Genomic DNA, 17108 nt, shown 5'->3' on the forward strand with positions numbered 1-17108 from the left:
TTTCTGGGTCATTGGTTGCTGGCACTGACAGACCACACGGCATTTCCAACATCGTCGGCAATCAGCAAGGCGCCATCCGCAGCTTGCGCAAGTCCGACGGGCGCGCCGAAGAGAGACTTCTCGTCCGGGGACGCAAAGCCGGTGACGACGGGCACCTTCTGACCGGCCGGACGTCCGTCCACGAACTTGACGAAGCTGACCTCGTAGCCACTGAGCGGCGATCGGTCCCAGCTCCCATGCTCGCCGATGAAGGCGCCTCCACGGTACATCGGCGGGAGATTCGTGCCGGTATAGAAGAGCAGCCCCAGGGGGGCGACGTGCGACGTCAACGCGAAGTCGGGCTTGATCGCCTTCTGAACGAGGTCAGGGCGCTGGGGTTGGACCCGCTCGTCGACATGCTGTCCGAAGTAGCTGTACGGCCAGCCGTAGAAGCCGCCTTCCTGCACGGCGGTCATGTAGTCCGGCACGAGATCGGCGCCGATCTCGTCGCGCTCGTTGACGATGGCCCAGAGCTTGCCGGTCTGCGGCTCCCATTGGAGCCCTGTCGGGTTCCGGAGCCCGGAAGCGAAAACGCGGCTGCCCCCTGTCGCGACATCGACCTCCAGAATGGCGGCGCGGCGATACTCCACGGCCAGACCGTTCTCCGTGATGTTGCTGTTCGAGCCGACGCCGACGTAGAGCTTCTTGCCGTCAGGGCTGGCGAGCATCGACTTGGTCCAGTGGTGATTGATGGTGTTGGGCAGGTCGGCGAGTTCGCTGCCCGGATCGGTGATGCGCGTGGCGCCCGCGGTATAGGCGAACTTCATGACTCGATCGGTGTCGGCCACATACAGCGTCTGGCCGATCAGCTGCACCCCGAATGGCGAGTGCAAGTGATCCAGGAAGACGAACTGCTCCCACTTGGCGGAGCCCGCCTGCTTGCGCAGCAGCGTGATCCGGTTCCCGCCCTTGGCCCCTTTGCCGGAACGGTTCTTGACCATGCCCGCAATGAGCTGCTTGGGCGTCGTCACGGGTTCGGTGCCGGGTCCGTTCGATTCCACAACGAGCACATCCCCGTTGGGTAGCGTCAGGAGCTGCCGGGGATGCTGCAACGCATCCGCGATCTTTTCGATCTTCAGGCCGCTGGCCACCGCCGGATGCGCATCGCCCTGCCATCCGACCCCGTCTGGAACCTGCATCGGGGGCACCAGGAAATTCTTGGCAGCGGGCAGGACGGGCTCGCGTCCCATTTGCTCCGCGGGGTCGACAACGGCCCGCTCGCCGCATCCGCTGATCGCCACGGCCAGGGCCGTTGGAAGAACGACTTTCCACAGTTGCTTGTTGTTCATGCCCGGCTCCTGTAGTCGTCTTCCGAGTGCTGCAGGGTCACAAGGACATTGCCGACGATCAGGAGCGTCACGGTCAGTACCGAAAGCCATACGCCTTCGGGGACGACCCCGTAGGCGTCCCGGCTGTGAACGAAGGCGTTGACGATGGCCGCAGCGACGCCCAGCAGGTAGAAAAAGAAGGCCGCCCTGGAGCGGCCCGCGCTGTGCTGTACGCCCGGAAACCAGACTCGCACGAGATTGATGAGACGCGGCACGACGGCGAAGAACAAGCCGATGGAAATCAGCCAGGCCGCCGACTTGAACCACAGGACGTCGGCGCTCCTGGCGAAGAGCGCATCGAATATCAATGCACCCACAAAGAAGCCGAATGGAATGGGATTGAGCAGGTCGAAAACGACAGAGGTAGCCAGGGAGTGTCGCTTGTGCGCGATGGGTGTCATACAGGATTCGGCCTGTTCCAGTGACCTGGAGCAGCGCATATCGTTAGGGGCTTTGAGCCTGCGCCCGTGCGCACGCCAGCACGGCCCCGATCTGCCCTGATTCGATGTAGGACGACCTACCTCGTGCGGGTGCGCTTGTCATCGCCTCCCGCAAGGCGCCGGCAGGGCCGTCAGCGACCGCGCCTGCCGCGCCTGACCTTGGGCGCCGCGTCAAGCAGTGCGGCGGCGGCCCCCTTGGCGGCATGCGCCGGCGCCGGGCCGCGCTCCATCTGGCCCATCAAGGAAGCGCCGTCGTAGAGCAACACGAGTTGCGTCGCGAGCGACTCCGCATCGGCGACGCCGGCCTCACCGGCCAGGCGCGCGAAGAGACTGCGCATCCAGTTGCGGGCCGTGTCGCAGACGCCGCGCACCGGTCCCGACGGCGTCGACTCCGAGCTGGCACGGGCGAAGGCACAACCACGAAACCCGGGCTGCCCCATCGTCATCGCCATCGCGTCGAAGACTCCGAGCAACTGCTCCTTCGGCGTCGCGAGCGGCGCGATCCAGGCTTCGATGCGCGCACGGGTGGCCGCGTGACGCGCCTCCAGGTAGGCGCTGACGAGCGCCTCCTTGCTGCCGAAGGTGTCGTAGAGCGACGCCTTGGCGACGCCCGCGCGTTCGATCACGCGATCGATGCCGACCGTGTGGATGCCGCTTTCGTAGAAGAGCTCATTCGCCGCCTCGAGCAGACGCTCGCGTGCAGAGCGGCGCTCGGGTGCAGCGGAGTTGGATTCGGAATTCTTGCGCATGGCTTGACATTACCAGACAGGTCTGTACACTGCAACCAGACAGACTTGTCTGTTCACAACTTCTCCACCCCAAACCTCGAGGGAATCGCGATGACTTCATCCAATTCCGCGGCTGCTCGCCGCGCGTTCGTCACTGGCGCGACCGCCGGCATCGGCCGTGCCATCGCGCAGCGGCTCGCTGCCGACGGTTTCGAGGTGATCGTCCAGGGCCGCGACGCGACGCGTGGTGCCCAGGTGGTGGCAAGCATCGAGGCCGCCGGCGGCAAGGCTCGGTTCGTTGCCGCCAACCTGGACGAGCTCGACGAGATTCATCGCCTCATCGAACAGGTCGGCGACGTCGACGTGCTCGTCAACAACGCAGGCTTCGCGTGGTTCGGCGCGTCGGACCAGCTCGACGCCGCCACCTTCGACCGGCTGTTCACAAGCAACGTGCGGTCGGCCTACTTCCTCACCGCCGCGATCGCGCCTTCCATGGCAAAGCGCCGCGCCGGCAGCATCATCAGCATCGGCAGCATGGCCGGAACGATCGGCATGGCGGGCGGCGCGGCGTATGGCGCGACGAAGGCGGCGCTCGCCGCGATGACGCGCGCCTGGGCGGCGGAATATGGCGCGGCCGGCGTCCGCGTCAATGCCGTCGCGCCAGGGCCCGTGTACACATCGAGCCCGGCCGACCGCATTGCCGCGATCGGCGAGTCGACGATCCTCAAGCGCGCAGCCGACCCCGAAGAGATCGCGGAGACGGTGGCCTTCCTGGCCTCGGACCGCGCCCGCTACGTCACCGGCGCGACCTGGGCGGTCGATGGCGGCCGGACGGCCCTCTGAGAGCGACCGCATGAACACCGCCCTCACCTCCCAGGCGCCGTCCCGCGCCGCAATCCCGGCGCAGCGGCTGACGTTCTCGCCGCGCATCGCCTTCGGCCTCCAGGCATCGATCACGCTCGCCTTCCTCGCCGGGTCGAGCGCGCCGACGCCGCTCTATGCGATCTATCGCGCGCACTGGGGCTTCTCGCCGACGCTGCTCACGGTGGTCTTTGCCGTGTATGCGCTGGCGGTGCTCGCATCGTTGCTGGTGCTCGGACGGCTGTCGGACCACGTCGGGCGTCGCCCTGTGCTGATCGGCGCGACGATCGTGCAGGCACTGACAATGGTCGTCTTCGCGACGGCATCGAGCGTCGGGGACCTGCTTGTGGCGCGCACCCTGCAGGGCCTGTCGGCCGGTGCCGCCATTGCGGCAGTCGGCGCGGGCCTGCTCGACCTCGACAAGACGCGCGGAGCGGTCGCCAACTCGGTCGCGCCGATGCTGGGTACCGCGATCGGCGGCGCCATCGCCGGGTTGTTTGTGCAGTTCCTGCCGGCGCCAACCAGGCTCGTGTACGAAGTGCTTGGCGCCGTCTTCATCGCGCAGGCGGTGGCGCTGTGCTTCATTGCCGAGACGGCGCCGCCGCGCGCCGGCGCGTTGGCCTCGCTGCGACCGCGGCTGGCGCTTCCCCAGGGTGCTCGCGGCACCTTCCTGCGCGTCGCCCCGGCGGTGGTGGCGGTCTGGGCGCTTGCCGGCTTCTACGCCGCGCTCGGCCCGACGCTTGTCGCCCGCCTGCTCGATGGGGCCTCGATGCTGACCGGTGGGCTCGCTCTCTTCGTGGTTGCCGGCAGCGGAGCGCTCGCCGTCCTGGCGACGCGGCAGCGCGACGCGCGAACGCTGATGCGCATCGGTGCTTCCGCACTCGTGATCGGGCTGCTGGGTGTGCTCGTCGCCGTGTCGCTGCGCTCGATCGCTGTGTTTCTGCTGGCATCGGCGGTTGCCGGCATCGGCTTCGGGACCGGCTTCCAGGGGGCGCTGCGCTCGCTCGTTGCGCGCATCGATGCGAACGAACGAGCCGGCACCCTCGCGGTGCTGTTCGTGCTCTCGTACCTGGCGATGGGTGCGCCCGCGGTGGCGGCCGGCTATCACCTCTCGCTCCACGGCGACATCGTCGGGACCACGCGCGCGTTCGCGGCGGCCGTGATCGCACTCGCGCTGGCAGCCGGACTCGCCACCATCGAGCGGGCGGGCGGACGGGCCTGAAGACGGAGCGGAAGCGGCCCGGCAGGCGACGGACGGCGTTGCCCTATACACGGCCGCCCGAAGAATTCGCGGCGAGCAAGTTTCCCAAGTCAATCAAGCCCGGGGCCATGACGTCGAAGTAGACCTCCGTATCGACATCCACTTGGCCCAGGGGTCCGAACTCTTGGGGACGCGGAATGAAGGCCACCTTGAAACCGAACTGCTTCGCAGCCGCCAGATCGTATTTGTGGCACGCAACCATGAGGATTTCGTCGGCGCGCACACCAAGTGACTTCTGCGCCAATGCGTAAACCCGGGGATCGGGCTTTGACGAATCGACCAATTCCGCAGTCAGAACACAATCGAACGGAAGGTCGTGCGTCTTGACGATGTTGATGATCGAGGCCATCGAACCGTTCGACAGGGTCGACAACTTGAACCGCTTGCGCAGCTGCATCAATCCCGGCCTTGTATCCGGCCACGGTTTCAGGACTGACCATGCGGCGCTCAGTTCATCGCGGTCCTCCGGCGAAAGCACACTCCCCCAGTCGACCTCGCCCAGAAGGCGATCGAGCGTGCTCCGATAAACGCTGTCGGTGGACATCCAGGGAATCGCACCACACAGTATTCCATTCAGCTGATCGCGGTAAGCCTTGCGCCACCGATTCAGAACGCCGGTCCAATCCACTTGAATGCCCCGGCGCCCGGCGAGCTTCGTTCCTGCATCGGCAATCGTTGTATGGAAGTCGAGCAGGGTGCCTTGCATGTCGAACGTCAAGGCCTTGATCGACAAGGGATCGATGCGGCAAAAGGCCGTTTCGGGAGGACGAGCAGCTGAAGTAGCCTGCGATTGGCTGATGGATTGGCGTGACGTGAACATGGGGAGATGGTCTCCAATCCGGGCGGACCACTGTGGCTCGCGATTCCCACTTCTGTACAGGCCGTCTCAAGCCGCCCGCGGCGGTTCGCATCAATTTGTGACTATGTTCGCCAGCGTACAGAGACGCGCAGTCCCGAAGTTCTATCTTTGGGAAATGAATGCCCCCATGCCGCCTCTGCGGGCGCCCGCCCACGGCGATGGCAATGAGAGGTGGACCCGATCGATGGAGCTCGAGCCGATGGATTGGGGAACGTCCTGTCATGCCGACCTGTTCGACAACGGCACTTTCGTTTGTCGCATTGTGTTGGCAGGCACCTTCCGAAGCACCGCCACTGCGGAGGCCGATCTGAACTTTTTCGTCGATCGCTGGATTGAAGAGCATGAACTCATTCGGGGCGAGACCGAAAGGCATGATCGCTCGGCGCTGCCCTAGACCAGCCGAAGCCGATGTGAGCGAGGGCACGCCGCACCCGCAAGACACCCACGCCAGGTTTCGAGCGAAGCTGCAATGGGACACTGCCTGCGAGCGGCTTCTACTCGCCCTGCGGCCGCAACCCGATGACCTGGTTGATCGAACAAGCGATCTGAAGATCGCGGTCAGGTCGATGCAGACCGCCTTGGAACAGTTCCGCAACTGCGATCGGGCAGAGCAGAAGTAGCGCGTTCCAGTTGCCGGCGTTGTCGTGTTGGCGACGCCCTCCACGCCATGCCGACTTCAGAATCCGTCGGCGCTCTCACCGTCGTGATGCACGGTGCAGCATCGCGCGCGCATCGCTCCAATCACTGGGGTTTATGTGTATATACAGGTCCAGTCACCTCTTGAGAATGAGGCCCGACCGACGCCTGTCTTCGCCGACATCGATGCCCCGATACAGCGGGCACCAACGCATGTCCCGGCTCCGGCAGCGTCCCATGGCTTCAACGACCAACATCAAAAGGAACGACATGCCGCGCGTCATCGATCTGGAAATCAGCCTTCCCAAAAGCGAGGCCGACCCCGCCATCAACGAGATCAGCAATGGCCGCCCCGGCAACCCGTTCCCCGAGCCGCTGCCGCGCCCGCCCGGCTACGGCTTCGACAACTACAAGCAGGTGTTCCGCAACGCCACCAACCGCAAGCCGGCCGGCGACGCCAAGATCGAGGACGGTGGCATGCCCAAGCTCGTCGCCGACATGGACCGGGCTGGCATCCAGGCAGGCCTGCTCGTCGGCGCATCGAACTACGCGATCGGCAAGATCCATCGCGACTACCCCGGCCGCTTCATGACGCTGGTGGCGCTCGATCCGCGCGACGGCATGCGGGCCGTGAAGGAGCTCGAGCGGCTGGTGCGCGAGGAAGGCGCGGGCGGGATCCGCGTGTCGCCTCTCTACACCTGCATCCCGGCAAACGACAAGCGCTACTACCCGCTCTATGCGAAGTGCGTCGAGCTCGACGTGCCGGTGCGCATCTACACCGCGATGAGCTACGCCAACGATCGCCCCTACGACCTCGCGCACCCGCGCCACCTCGACGAGATCGCGATCGACTTCCCGGAGCTGCGCATCATCGCCGGCCTGGGCGGCTGGCCCTGGATCGCCGACATGGTCGGCCTGCTGCGCCGCCATCCGAACCTCTACTGCGACACCGCCGCCCATCGCCCGCGCTATCTCGCGCAGCCGGGTTCGGGCTGGGAGCAGCTGATCCAGTTCGGCAACACGCTGCTGCAGGACAAGATCATGGTGGGGCTGTCGCGCTATCTGTTCGACACCTCCTTCGAGGAACTGATCAAGGAATACCAGGACCTGCCGATCAAGGAGAAGGTGATGGAGAAGTGGCTCTACGGCAATGCCGCCACCTTCTTCCGGATGGGCTGAGGCAAGCTCATGCTGCGCTTCCTTCTGTCGCGGATCCTGCACTCGATACCGCTGCTCATCGCGGTGATCCTTGCGATCTTCATGATGCAGCAGATGATCCCGGGCGACCCCGTCCAGGCGATGGTCGGGGACTTTCCGGTACCCCCGGCCTTCCGCGAAGCCATCGAAGCGCGCTACCGCCTCAACGATCCCTTCCTGACACGCGTCTGGTCCTACTTCTCCAACCTGGCCCACGGTGACCTGGGCTACTCCTACCAGTTCCAGAAGCCGGTGCTGGAGCTGATCCTGGAGCGGGCGCCGCGCACCATCCTGCTGGCGAGTGCGGGCTTCGGCGTGGCGATTCCGCTGGGCGTTTTGATCGGCATCCTGTCGGGAACCACCCGCCGCAAGAACGTCGACCGCCTCTGGACCACCACCACGCTCGTGGCCTATGCGGTGCCGACCTTCTGGCTCGGCCAATTGCTCGTGATCCTGTTCGCACTGCACCTGGACTGGTTTCCGACGCAGGGCATGGGGCCCGTCATCTCGCAGGCCGAGGGCCTCGACTGGGTGGGCGAGCGCCTGCGCTACATGGCGCTGCCGGTGCTGGCCTTTGCGGTGCACGAAGGCATGCGCGTCGCGCGGATCATGCGCGCCAGCGTGATCGACACGCTGGGTCAAGGCTACATCGTCACCGCGCGTGCCAAGGGGCTCACGCGACGCGCCATCATCTTCCGCCACATCCTTCGCAACTCGAGCCTGCCGCTCGTGACCGTGGCCGGCTACGCCTTCGGTGCGGCGCTGGGCGGCACCGTGCTGCTCGAGACGGTGTTCACCTGGCCCGGCCTGGGTCTGCTGCTGATCGAGGCCATCCGCATGCGCGACAACATGACGGTGATCGGCATCGTCATCTTCTCCGCGCTCGCAGTGATCACGATGAACTTCATCGTCGACCTTCTCTACGCATTGCTCGATCCCCGCATCCGGACCCAAAGATGAGCAGCCTTCCTGACTCCCTTCCGGCCATCCGGCCAGCGCCCGCCAAGGGCCTGGCACGGTGGCTGCGCATCGCCTCGCGGCAATTGCGCAACATCATGGGCACCCGCCACGGCTCGATCGGCTTCACCATCCTGGTGCTGCTCGCGCTGGTGGCGATCGCAGCGCCGTGGATCACGCCCTACGGCCCCTTCGAGCAGACGCCGCAGAGCCTCTCCGCACCGTCGCGAGCCCACTTGTTCGGCACCGACAACATCGGCCGCGACATCTTCTCGATGGTGGTCTACGGCACGCGCGCATCGCTGACCATCGGCTTCGGTGCCGCGCTGGCCGCCCTGCTGGTGGGCGGCACGGTGGGCATCCTCGCGGGCTATTTTCGCGGCCCGGCCGAGGCCGTGCTCATGCGCCTCACCGAGCTCTTTCAGACGCTGCCGGTGATCATGTTCGTGCTGTTCGCGGTCGCGCTGTTCGGCAACAGCTTCTGGCTGCTGATCGCCGCGGTCACGCTGGCCATCTGGCCGGTGGAGGCACGCCTGGTCTACGGCCAGTACATCAAGCTGCGCGAACGGGAATTCGTCGCGGCCGCCAAGGTCATCGACCTGTCGACTTTCCACATCATCGTGCGCGAGATCCTGCCCAACGCGATCCAGCCGGTGATCGTGCAGGTCGCGCTCGACGCCAGCATCGCGATCCTGCTGGAGGCCGGACTCGGCTTCCTCGGGCTCTCGGACCCGAACCTGATCAGCTGGGGCCAGCTGCTGTTCGTGGCGCAGGACTACATGGACCAGGCCTGGTGGATGAGCCTCTTCCCGGGCGCCGCCATCTGCCTGGCCGTGATCGGGCTGAACCTCTTTGCCGACGGACTCAACGAGCTGTCCGATTCGCGCGCCAAGGGGACGCTCGGTGGTCTCGAACACTAGACGGAAGCGCAGATGCAAGACAACAACTCCCGCGCGTCCCTGCTCGAGGTCCGCAATCTCAAGGTCCACCTGCGCGTGGGCGGCAATGTGGTGCGCGCCGTCGACGGCGTCGACCTCACGGTCGGCCGCGGCGAATGCGTGGGCATCGTCGGCGAGTCCGGATCGGGCAAGAGCACGCTGGCGCGTGCAGTGCTGCGCCTGCTGCCGAACGTCGACATGGCCGAGCTGAGCGGCGACATCTCCTTCAACGGTGCCGACACGCTCTCGATGCCCGATGCCGCACTGCGCAAGCTGCGGCAGCACGCGGGCTTCTCGATGATCTTCCAGGATCCGCTGGGCTACCTCAATCCGACGATGCGCGTCGGCCGGCAGATCCGCGAGGCGCTGTGCCCGGACGAGAGCGCCGGCTCCGACGACGCGCGGGTCTACGGTCTCCTGCGCGACGTCGGACTGAAGGATGTCGAGCAGGTGGCGCGCCGCTATCCACATGAGCTGTCCGGCGGCATGCGCCAGCGGATCATGATCGCGATCGCCCTGGCGAGCGAACCCCTGCTGCTGGTGGCGGACGAGCCGACCACCGCACTCGATGCGACCGTGCAGCTTCAGGTGCTCGAGACGCTGCAGCGGCTGCACCGCGAGCGCAACATGGCGATGGCCATCATCACCCATGACCTCGGCGTCGTCGCCGCGCTGTGCGACCGCGTCTATGTGATGAACGGCGGCAAGGTCGTGGAGAGCGCCGAGACCGTGCAGCTCTTCGAACGCCCGGCGCACCCCTATTCCGCGCGGCTGATCGAACTGAGCCGGCGGGGTGCGAAGCAGCCCGCTGCCCAACCGGAAGGCGTTGCATGACCGAACCGATCCTGCGCATGCGCGGCGTGACCCAGGTGTTCGCGAGCCGCGCCCGCAACGGCTGGCGGCGCAGCTTCAATCACGCGCTCGACGGCGTCGACCTCGACGTCCACGAGGGCGAGACACTGGCGATCGTGGGTGAGTCGGGCTCCGGCAAGAGCACGCTGGCCAAGCTGCTGCTGCTCCTGAACAAGCCGACCAGCGGCGAGGTCAGCTACAAGGGCACTTCGCTCGGCAGGCTCGACGGCGCCCAGCGCAGCGCCTACCGGCGCAACGTGCAGGCGGTGTTCCAGGACCCCTCGGCCTCTCTCAATCCGCGCATGCAGGTGGCCGAGACCCTGGGCCACGTGATCCGCCGCCACGACCTGGCCAGCCCGCCGGAGCAGCAGGCCTTCATCGAACACCACCTTGCTGCGGTCGGACTCAATCCCCCGGCGCAGTTCAGCACCCGATATCCGAGCCAGCTGTCGGGCGGCCAGCAGCAGCGCATCGCGATCGCCCGCGCGATGATGCTGGAGCCGCGCATCGTGGTCGCCGACGAACCGCTGTCGGGGCTCGACATCTCGATCCAGGGCCAGGTGCTCGAGCTCATGCGCGAACTCAAGCGCAAGACGAACGTCGGCTTCGTGATCATCAGCCACGACCTCAACGCGATGGAATCCATTGCCGACCGCGTGGTGGTCATGCACCGGGGACGCATCGTCGAGATGGGCCGCGATGTCTTCTCCAATCCCCGGCACGAATACACCCGACTGCTGCTCAGGGCGAGGCTCCCTGCGGATCCCCTGCAAGCCCGCGCCCAACTCCTGGCCAGTGCCAGCCAACGCGAAGCTCTTTGAAATCAACCCCTCAGGAAAGACGAACCATGTTCTTGCACCGCAGCGCCTCGACGGTCGACCTTGCCCCTGCCCTGCCCGCGACGCGGCGGCAGGCGAAACTCCCCGCCACCCTGCGTGGCGGCGTGTTGGCGGTCTGCGCCGCGGCCGTCCTGGCGCTCGGTTTGAGCACGGAGGCGCTGGCCCAGGCGGGCAAGCCGGAGCGCGGCGGCACCGTAATCGCCGCGGTCGACCCGGCGGCGATCTCCACGCTCAATACGCACCTGACCTCGCTCACCTCCTCGCTCTTCATGGCCGACGTATGGGCCGACGGCCTGATGTCCTATGACCGCACCGGCAAGCGCATCCCCCGCCTGGCCACGGACTGGCAAGTCTCCGAGGATGGCAAGACCTATGTCTTCAACCTGCGCAAAGGCGTGAAATGGTCGGACGGCCAGCCGTTCACGGCCGAGGACGTGGTCTTCACGCTCAACAACTTCGCCAAGTTCAACACTTATCTGGGCAAGCTCGTGCCGCTGATCGACAAGGCCGAGGCACCCGACGCGAACACCTTCCGCCTGGTCCTGAAGCAGCCCCTCACGGCCACGCTGGACCTGTTCGACAAGGAGGTGTTTCCGCTGATGCCGAAGCACGTCTACGACGGCACCGACGTCGCCACCAATCCGGCGAATCGCGCACCGGTCGGCCTCGGCCCGTTCAAGTTCCAGTCGTGGGAGAGCGGACGCTCCATCACCTTCGTGCGCAACCCCAACTACTGGGACCAGCCCAAGCCCTACCTCGACTCGGTGGTCTTCGCCCTCATTCCGAATGCACAGCAGCGCCTGAACGCGATCAGCCGCGAGGAGGTCCACTGGTTCCGGCCCGAAGCCGCGCAGATCGCGAGCGCCCGCCAGGCCGAGAAAGGCGGAAAGTTCAAGGTCATCGAGATCGAGAACAACGCGCCCGAGCGCGCCGTCGTCGACTTCAACATGCGCCGCGCGCCGCTCGACAACGTCAAGGTGCGACAGGCGCTGTTCCAGGCGATCGACCGGGAACGCGTCGTCGCCGACGCCTACCAGGGCCTGGCCTTTACCGCGAAGAACGCGATTCCGGTCCAGTTCAAGCAGCTCTTCGATCCATCGGTCGACTACGACAAGCTCTACCCGCACGACGTCAAGAAGGCGGGTGCGCTGCTCGACGAGGCCGGCCTTCCGCTGAAGGATGGCAAGCGCTTTACGGTCGAGATCACCTACGTGGCCAAGCCGCCGTACGACTCGGTCGCCAAGATCGTGCAGAGCTACTGGAGCGCGATCGGCGTCGACGTCAAGCTGGCCGGCCTCGAGCCGCAGATCTGGACCGACAAGGTCTACAAGCAGCACGATTTCGACGCCTCGGTGATCTCGCTGACCGGGCGCACGAACCCGGTGCTGGGCGTCGACCGCGCCCACGTCTGCAACACGGGCAGCGTGCCTTTCGCGAATCCGTCGGGCTATTGCAACCCCGAGTTCGACAAGATCGCCGCCGAGGCCGCCGCCGCGCCGCTGGACAAGCAGCGTGCGCTCTACAAGAAGTACGCCGAGGTGGTCGCCCGCGACCTCAACCAGCTGACCCTGACCAGCTCGCGGATGTACGAAGTCGCCTCGACCCGCCTGCAGGGCCTGGACGAGCAGTTCAACTTCTCGTTCAACACCCATCCGAACTGGGCCGAGGCCTGGTTGCCCAAGGGCCGCAAGTGAGGCGCGCCCATCCCCTTTTTGCAATCCGCTTCGGCAACTTCGCAGGACATCCATCGTGAATTCGTACAGAGACGTGACGGCGCTGGTCAAACCGGCCACGGTCGCTGTCGTCGGGGCTTCGGCCCGGCGCAGTTCCCAGGGCAATGTGGTGATCCAGAACCTCCAGGGCTGGGGCTACAAGGGCCGGATCCTTCCGGTGCACCCGAGCGCCACCGAGATCGACGGCCTGCCCGCCATCAACGCGATCGCCGACCTGCCGCCGGCCACCGACACCGCGGTCGTCGCGGTGCCGGCGGCCGACGTGCTCGACACGCTGAGGCAGCTCGAGGCCGCCGGCACACGGTCCGCGATCGTGTTCGCCAACGGCTTCTCGGCCGCCGACGAGGCCGCCATGCGTGCCTTCGGCGAGACCAGCCGGCTCGCCGTCCACGGACCCAATTGCATGGGGCTCGTGAACTACACCGACTCGGTGCCGCTCTACCCGTCGCGGCCCTCGCTGCGCCTGAAGGCCGGCAAGGTGGCGATCGTGGCGCAGTCCGGGTCGGCCGCCATCGCGGTCATGAATTCGACCACCGTGGGCTTCTCGAAGATCGTCACCGTCGGCAGCGAATTCCAGCTCGCGACGGCGGACTACCTGCACTGGCTGGCCGGCGACGATGCGACCCAGGTCGTCGGCGTCGTCGCCGAGTCGATCAAGGATCCGGTCGCCTTCGCGCTCGCGGCCGAAAGCCTTCACGCCGCCGGCAAGGCACTCGTCGTGCTCAAGGTCGGCACGTCGGAGATGGGATCGGCCGCCACCCAGGCCCACACCGGGGCACTGGTCAGCAGCCGCGACGCCTCGGACTGCTTCTTCTCCGCTGCCGACATCGCCACGGTCGATGACTACGACGAGCTGATCGCCTCGCTGGAATGCGCGTCCGTCGCGCGCCGCATGGTGCGCCACGGACGCATCGCCATCGCCGGCATCTCGGGTGGCCAGACCGCCCTGGCCTGCGACGTCGCGGCCGGGCGGAACGTGCCGCTTGCCGTCTTCTCCGACGCCACGCGTGCACGCGTGATCGAGGCGCTGCCCGGCACGCCGGGCCACAACCCGGTGGACATCGGCGCGACCGTGCTGGCCGAGTCCCGCAAGACGCCCGACGCGCTGCGGGCCATCCTCGCGGACCCCGAAGTTGGTGCCCTCGCCCTGCTGCAGGACGCGCAAGCGAGCCTGAATCCGAAGACGCTGGAGAACTACATGAACCACATCGGCGGCTATGCGGCGCAGGGCCGCGCGTCCGCCAAGCCGGTGGTCATGATCTCGCCCACGTCGGAAGCGACGCATGACCAGATCGCCGAGGCACTGGCCGGCTCCGGCGTGCCGATCATCCGCGGCCTGCAGGAGGGCTTCGTGGCGATGCGCAACCTCGGCAAGGGCCACGCGGGCCATGCCGCGCGCTGGGCCGAGGCCCACCGGCGCGGCCGTCCGCTGCGCAACCCGGCGGCGGCCGAACTGCGTCGCGAACTCGAGGCATCGAAGGGCAGCCTCGCGCCCGAGGTCTGCTTTCGCATCCTGCGCAACTACGACCTCCCGGTGGTCAGGTCGACGGTGGTCAAGGACCGTGACGAGGCGCTTCGTCGCGCCGCCGAGATCGGCTTTCCGATGGTCGTGAAGGTCGCCTCGCCCCAGATCACGCACCGCTCTGACGTCGGCGGCGTCGTGCTCGGGGTGCGCGACGCCGATGGCCTGGCGACGGCCATCGCCAACATCGCGCGCAACGTCGGCGCCGCGGCGCCGCACGCGACCATCGATGGCTACGAGCTTCAGGAGCAGATCACGGGCGATGCGGAGGCCGTCGTGGGCTTCGCCGACTCGGCCCCCTTCGGCACCTTGATGGTCGTGGGCACTGGCGGCACGCAGGTCGAACTCATGGACGACCGCGCCGTGGCGCTGGCCCCCGTTTCCGGCGACGAGGCCAAGGCCATGATCCTCCAGACCCGGCTCGGCAAGCTGCTCGACGGCTACCGCAACCTGATGCCGAAGACCGACCTGGGCCCGCTGTCCAACCTCCTCAGGAACCTTTCCGATCTGGCCATGGACCTCGGCGACCTCATCGGCGCCTGCGACCTGAACCCGGTCCTGGTGAAGAAGGGAAGCGGCGAGATCCGGGTGGTCGATGCGCTGATGATCATGCGCAACGCTGACGCGGCACCGCGATGAAGCCCGAACCGCTCGCAGGCGAGGCCTCGCTCGCGCGCTACGAGCAGGTGAAGGTCTACGTCACGCGCAAGATCCAGGACGGGACCTGGCCACCGGCGCACCGCCTGCCCTCGGAACACGACCTGGTCTCACTCTTCGGCCTGTCGCGCATGACCGTCAACCGCGCGCTGCGCGAACTGGTCGAGCAGGGGCGCATCGTTCGCGTAGCGGGCGTCGGCAGCTTCGTCGCGGAGACCAAGCCGCAATCGACGCTGCTGCACATTGCCAACATCGCCAGCGAGATCAAGGAGCGCGGCCACGACTATCGCTGCGACATGCGGGTGGTCGAACGCATCGCCGCCTCGCCCGATGTCGGTGTCTGGCTCGATCTCGCGCCTGGCGAATCGGTATTCCACACGGTGTGCCTCCACCTCGAGAACGAGGTGCCGGTGCAGTTGGAGGACCGCTACGTCAATCCTCGCGTGGTGCCTGCTTTCATCGAACAGGACTTCACCAGCATGCCGCCTGGCGAGTACCTGGTGCGCAACGTGCCGTTCGACGAGATCGAACACGTGGTGGATGCGTGCCTGCCCACCGCCGCACAGGCGGAGCAGCTCGCGATGTCTGCCGGCGACCCCTGCCTCCTGCTGACCCGGAGAACGTGGACGCGCGGCGTGCCGGTCACGATGGTCCGATGCCTGCACCCGGCGTCACGCTACCGGTTGGGTAGCCGGTTTCGCGCCGACGGCAATCCGGTGACGGGTTGAGCCTCGGCTGAACGACGGCCTGACTCAGGCCTAAACAACCGAAGCACACCGCAATTCCAGTGACCCGACATTGATGATGACGACGACGATCACACACACTTCGGACAGCTTGCAGGCGCAAGGATGGCGCCCTCGATCCCTGCCGGGCTTCGTCGGACTGGTGGGTCCGCTCTGGACGCAGCAACTGGCGTCCGGCTGGGCCTACGGCGTGCTCGCAGGGCCCGAGCACCTGAACCCGGCCGGCGTCGTACACGGCGGACTTCTCATGAGCCTGATGGACCATACGCTCGGTGCCATCGCGTGGGAAGCAATTGGCAGGCGCGCCTGTGTGACGGTGCAGATGGACACGCAGTTCTTGAGCGGCGCCCGCGAAGGCCAGTTCCTGATTGCCCAGGGCCGCGTCACACGCACCACGTCCAGCCTGGTATTCATGAACGGCATGGTGAGCGTCGAGGACAAACAGATCCTTGCGGCGTCTGCCCTCTTCAAGGTGTTGGAACGGTCGCCTTGATGCCGCGCGCCCGGCGGATCGCCCGCCGCCAAGTCGATGGCCGCGTCCCCTGTCAGGCCTTGCCCAGCGGCGGCTTCGAGAAGAGACCCGAGGCGTTGCTCAGCGTGGCGAGTTCGCGGGCGGTGTCGAGCAGCACCGGGCCGAGTTGCTGCATGCGTTCGAAGGTGAGCCGGTTGCGCGGGCCGGCGAGACTGATCACACCGATCGGCGGATGGTTCGGCCGACACACAGGCGCTGCCACCGCCGTCATCCCGGGCGCGAACACCTCGTCGATCATGGCGTAGCCCCGGACGCGGGCCGCGTGGAGAAAGCCGAGCAATGCCTTGACGGTCGTCGGTGCCTTGGGCCCGTAGTCCTCGGGCTTGCCGAAGCCCTGCTTCGAGACCAATGCGACGGCGAGTTCGTCCGACATCGTCATGAGCCATGCGTGCCCCGAGGAGGTGCAGGAGAGCCGGGCGTTCATCCCCATGTCGGGGTCGTAGCGGAAGCCCTTTCGATTGCCTTCCGCCTTCGCGACCCACGTCAGGCGATCCTGGTCGACGATCGACAGGCGCGCAAGCTCGCCCGACATGTCGGCGAGTCGCTCGATCATCGGCTGCGCGATGTCCACGAGGCCGGAACTGCTCAGGAAGCTCAGTCCGAGCGCCGGCAGCTTCGTCGTCATCACGTAGTCGCCACGTTCGCGGATCTGCCGCACGTAGCCCCGCTGTGCGAGCGCTTCGAGCAGCCTGTGGCAGGCGCTTTTCGGGACGTCGACGGCATCGGCGATCGAGGCCAGGGACATGCCGTCGTTGCTGTCGGCCAGCAGTTCGAGGATCTGCATGCCCCGGTCAAGTGCCACACTCATTCGCGCCTCCTGTTTTGCGATGCGAAAGACAATTCCAATTTGAAACGCGCCGCTGTCCGAGGTTCAACAATCTCTCTCGCCCCTGCAGGATGCGGGGTCCCGAAGGTCCGAAAAACCCCAGAAACCTAGAGAGACATCGACATGACGAACAACATGGCGGCGGCCCACTCTGCCG

The 17108-nt window shown here is 66.5% G+C and carries 17 protein-coding genes; 12 read left to right on the forward strand and 5 right to left on the reverse strand.

All coding sequences use genetic code 11. From position 1 onward, the window contains the following. Positions 1 to 8: 8 nt before the first annotated feature. From ACSFBL_RS00530 to ACSFBL_RS00540, 3 genes are all read right to left on the reverse strand, one after another. Positions 9 to 1328 carry a PQQ-dependent sugar dehydrogenase gene (locus ACSFBL_RS00530; RefSeq protein WP_435513778.1) on the reverse strand — a complete coding sequence of 440 codons (1320 nt, stop codon included), beginning with the start codon at positions 1326 to 1328 and terminating at the stop codon, positions 9 to 11. Further along, positions 1325 to 1768, reverse strand: coding sequence for a DUF2231 domain-containing protein (locus ACSFBL_RS00535; RefSeq protein ID WP_435513779.1), 444 nt, complete (start codon positions 1766 to 1768; stop codon positions 1325 to 1327). The genes ACSFBL_RS00530 and ACSFBL_RS00535 overlap by 4 nt, the downstream gene beginning before the upstream one ends. Before the next feature lie 170 nt (positions 1769 to 1938). After that, positions 1939 to 2556 carry a TetR/AcrR family transcriptional regulator gene (locus ACSFBL_RS00540; RefSeq protein ID WP_435513780.1) on the reverse strand — a complete coding sequence of 206 codons (618 nt, stop codon included), beginning with the start codon at positions 2554 to 2556 and terminating at the stop codon, positions 1939 to 1941. Positions 2557 to 2646: 90 nt separating this feature from the next. On the opposite strand from ACSFBL_RS00540, the gene ACSFBL_RS00545 reads away from it, so the two are divergent. Beyond that, complete coding sequence (locus ACSFBL_RS00545; protein WP_435513781.1) at positions 2647 to 3378, forward strand: SDR family NAD(P)-dependent oxidoreductase; 732 nt, start codon at positions 2647 to 2649, stop codon at positions 3376 to 3378. A gap of 10 nt (positions 3379 to 3388) precedes the next feature. Continuing rightward, positions 3389 to 4618 (forward strand): MFS transporter, encoded by a 1230-nt coding sequence (locus ACSFBL_RS00550; protein WP_435513782.1) that lies wholly within the window; start codon positions 3389 to 3391, stop codon positions 4616 to 4618. A 43-nt stretch (positions 4619 to 4661) separates the two neighbouring features. Here the strand turns inward: ACSFBL_RS00550 and ACSFBL_RS00555 are convergent, their stop codons facing one another. Then, positions 4662 to 5477, reverse strand: coding sequence for a haloacid dehalogenase type II (locus ACSFBL_RS00555; RefSeq protein ID WP_435513783.1), 816 nt, complete (start codon positions 5475 to 5477; stop codon positions 4662 to 4664). A gap of 223 nt (positions 5478 to 5700) precedes the next feature. Between ACSFBL_RS00555 and ACSFBL_RS00560 the strand changes: the two genes are divergently transcribed. The 10 genes from ACSFBL_RS00560 to ACSFBL_RS00605 all read left to right on the forward strand — a co-directional run bounded on the left by ACSFBL_RS00560 (position 5701) and on the right by ACSFBL_RS00605 (position 16086). Further along, positions 5701 to 5910 carry a hypothetical protein gene (locus ACSFBL_RS00560; RefSeq protein WP_435513784.1) on the forward strand — a complete coding sequence of 70 codons (210 nt, stop codon included), beginning with the start codon at positions 5701 to 5703 and terminating at the stop codon, positions 5908 to 5910. 512 nt (positions 5911 to 6422) lie between these two features. After that, a complete protein-coding gene (locus ACSFBL_RS00565) occupies positions 6423 to 7331 on the forward strand; it encodes an amidohydrolase family protein (RefSeq protein ID WP_435513785.1) in 909 nt (302 codons plus the stop codon). 9 nt (positions 7332 to 7340) lie between these two features. Next, positions 7341 to 8309 carry an ABC transporter permease gene (locus tag ACSFBL_RS00570; RefSeq protein ID WP_435513786.1) on the forward strand — a complete coding sequence of 323 codons (969 nt, stop codon included), beginning with the start codon at positions 7341 to 7343 and terminating at the stop codon, positions 8307 to 8309. After that, a complete protein-coding gene (locus tag ACSFBL_RS00575) occupies positions 8306 to 9226 on the forward strand; it encodes an ABC transporter permease (protein WP_435513787.1) in 921 nt (306 codons plus the stop codon). The genes ACSFBL_RS00570 and ACSFBL_RS00575 overlap by 4 nt, the downstream gene beginning before the upstream one ends. Positions 9227 to 9238: 12 nt before the next feature. After that, positions 9239 to 10078 (forward strand): ABC transporter ATP-binding protein, encoded by an 840-nt coding sequence (locus ACSFBL_RS00580; protein WP_435513788.1) that lies wholly within the window; start codon positions 9239 to 9241, stop codon positions 10076 to 10078. Continuing rightward, positions 10075 to 10917 (forward strand): ABC transporter ATP-binding protein, encoded by an 843-nt coding sequence (locus ACSFBL_RS00585; RefSeq protein WP_435513789.1) that lies wholly within the window; start codon positions 10075 to 10077, stop codon positions 10915 to 10917. Before ACSFBL_RS00580 ends, ACSFBL_RS00585 begins: the two co-directional genes overlap by 4 nt. Before the next feature lie 26 nt (positions 10918 to 10943). After that, entirely contained in the window at positions 10944 to 12629 is a 1686-nt protein-coding gene (locus ACSFBL_RS00590) for an ABC transporter substrate-binding protein (RefSeq protein WP_435513790.1), read from the forward strand. Between the two features lie 55 nt (positions 12630 to 12684). Next, entirely contained in the window at positions 12685 to 14829 is a 2145-nt protein-coding gene (locus tag ACSFBL_RS00595) for an acetate--CoA ligase family protein (protein ID WP_435513791.1), read from the forward strand. Further along, on the forward strand, positions 14826 to 15575 hold the full coding sequence (hutC, locus tag ACSFBL_RS00600; RefSeq protein ID WP_435513792.1) for a histidine utilization repressor: 750 nt from the start codon (positions 14826 to 14828) through the stop codon (positions 15573 to 15575). Before ACSFBL_RS00595 ends, hutC begins: the two co-directional genes overlap by 4 nt. 76 nt (positions 15576 to 15651) lie before the next feature. Then, a complete protein-coding gene (locus tag ACSFBL_RS00605; protein ID WP_435513793.1) occupies positions 15652 to 16086 on the forward strand; it encodes a PaaI family thioesterase in 435 nt (144 codons plus the stop codon). A 52-nt stretch (positions 16087 to 16138) separates the two neighbouring features. Here the strand turns inward: ACSFBL_RS00605 and ACSFBL_RS00610 are convergent, their stop codons facing one another. After that, positions 16139 to 16933 carry an IclR family transcriptional regulator gene (locus ACSFBL_RS00610; RefSeq protein ID WP_435513794.1) on the reverse strand — a complete coding sequence of 265 codons (795 nt, stop codon included), beginning with the start codon at positions 16931 to 16933 and terminating at the stop codon, positions 16139 to 16141. Between the last annotated feature and the right edge of the window lie 175 nt (positions 16934 to 17108).

Origin of the sequence: Variovorax glacialis (genome assembly GCF_051216375.1) — a bacterium.
In the GTDB taxonomy this organism is placed as follows: Bacteria; Pseudomonadota; Gammaproteobacteria; order Burkholderiales; family Burkholderiaceae_C; genus Variovorax.

Coding starts and splice junctions, on each gene's coding strand:
- ACSFBL_RS00530 (WP_435513778.1), bottom strand. CDS start 1,328: ATGAACAACAAGCAACTGTGGAAAGTCGTTCTTCCAACGGCCCTGGCC.
- ACSFBL_RS00535 (WP_435513779.1), bottom strand. CDS start 1,768: ATGACACCCATCGCGCACAAGCGACACTCCCTGGCTACCTCTGTCGTT.
- ACSFBL_RS00540 (WP_435513780.1), bottom strand. CDS start 2,556: ATGCGCAAGAATTCCGAATCCAACTCCGCTGCACCCGAGCGCCGCTCT.
- ACSFBL_RS00545 (WP_435513781.1), top strand. CDS start 2,647: ATGACTTCATCCAATTCCGCGGCTGCTCGCCGCGCGTTCGTCACTGGC.
- ACSFBL_RS00550 (WP_435513782.1), top strand. CDS start 3,389: ATGAACACCGCCCTCACCTCCCAGGCGCCGTCCCGCGCCGCAATCCCG.
- ACSFBL_RS00555 (WP_435513783.1), bottom strand. CDS start 5,477: ATGTTCACGTCACGCCAATCCATCAGCCAATCGCAGGCTACTTCAGCT.
- ACSFBL_RS00560 (WP_435513784.1), top strand. CDS start 5,701: ATGGAGCTCGAGCCGATGGATTGGGGAACGTCCTGTCATGCCGACCTG.
- ACSFBL_RS00565 (WP_435513785.1), top strand. CDS start 6,423: ATGCCGCGCGTCATCGATCTGGAAATCAGCCTTCCCAAAAGCGAGGCC.
- ACSFBL_RS00570 (WP_435513786.1), top strand. CDS start 7,341: ATGCTGCGCTTCCTTCTGTCGCGGATCCTGCACTCGATACCGCTGCTC.
- ACSFBL_RS00575 (WP_435513787.1), top strand. CDS start 8,306: ATGAGCAGCCTTCCTGACTCCCTTCCGGCCATCCGGCCAGCGCCCGCC.
- ACSFBL_RS00580 (WP_435513788.1), top strand. CDS start 9,239: ATGCAAGACAACAACTCCCGCGCGTCCCTGCTCGAGGTCCGCAATCTC.
- ACSFBL_RS00585 (WP_435513789.1), top strand. CDS start 10,075: ATGACCGAACCGATCCTGCGCATGCGCGGCGTGACCCAGGTGTTCGCG.
- ACSFBL_RS00590 (WP_435513790.1), top strand. CDS start 10,944: ATGTTCTTGCACCGCAGCGCCTCGACGGTCGACCTTGCCCCTGCCCTG.
- hutC (WP_435513792.1), top strand. CDS start 14,826: ATGAAGCCCGAACCGCTCGCAGGCGAGGCCTCGCTCGCGCGCTACGAG.
- ACSFBL_RS00605 (WP_435513793.1), top strand. CDS start 15,652: ATGACGACGACGATCACACACACTTCGGACAGCTTGCAGGCGCAAGGA.
- ACSFBL_RS00610 (WP_435513794.1), bottom strand. CDS start 16,933: ATGAGTGTGGCACTTGACCGGGGCATGCAGATCCTCGAACTGCTGGCC.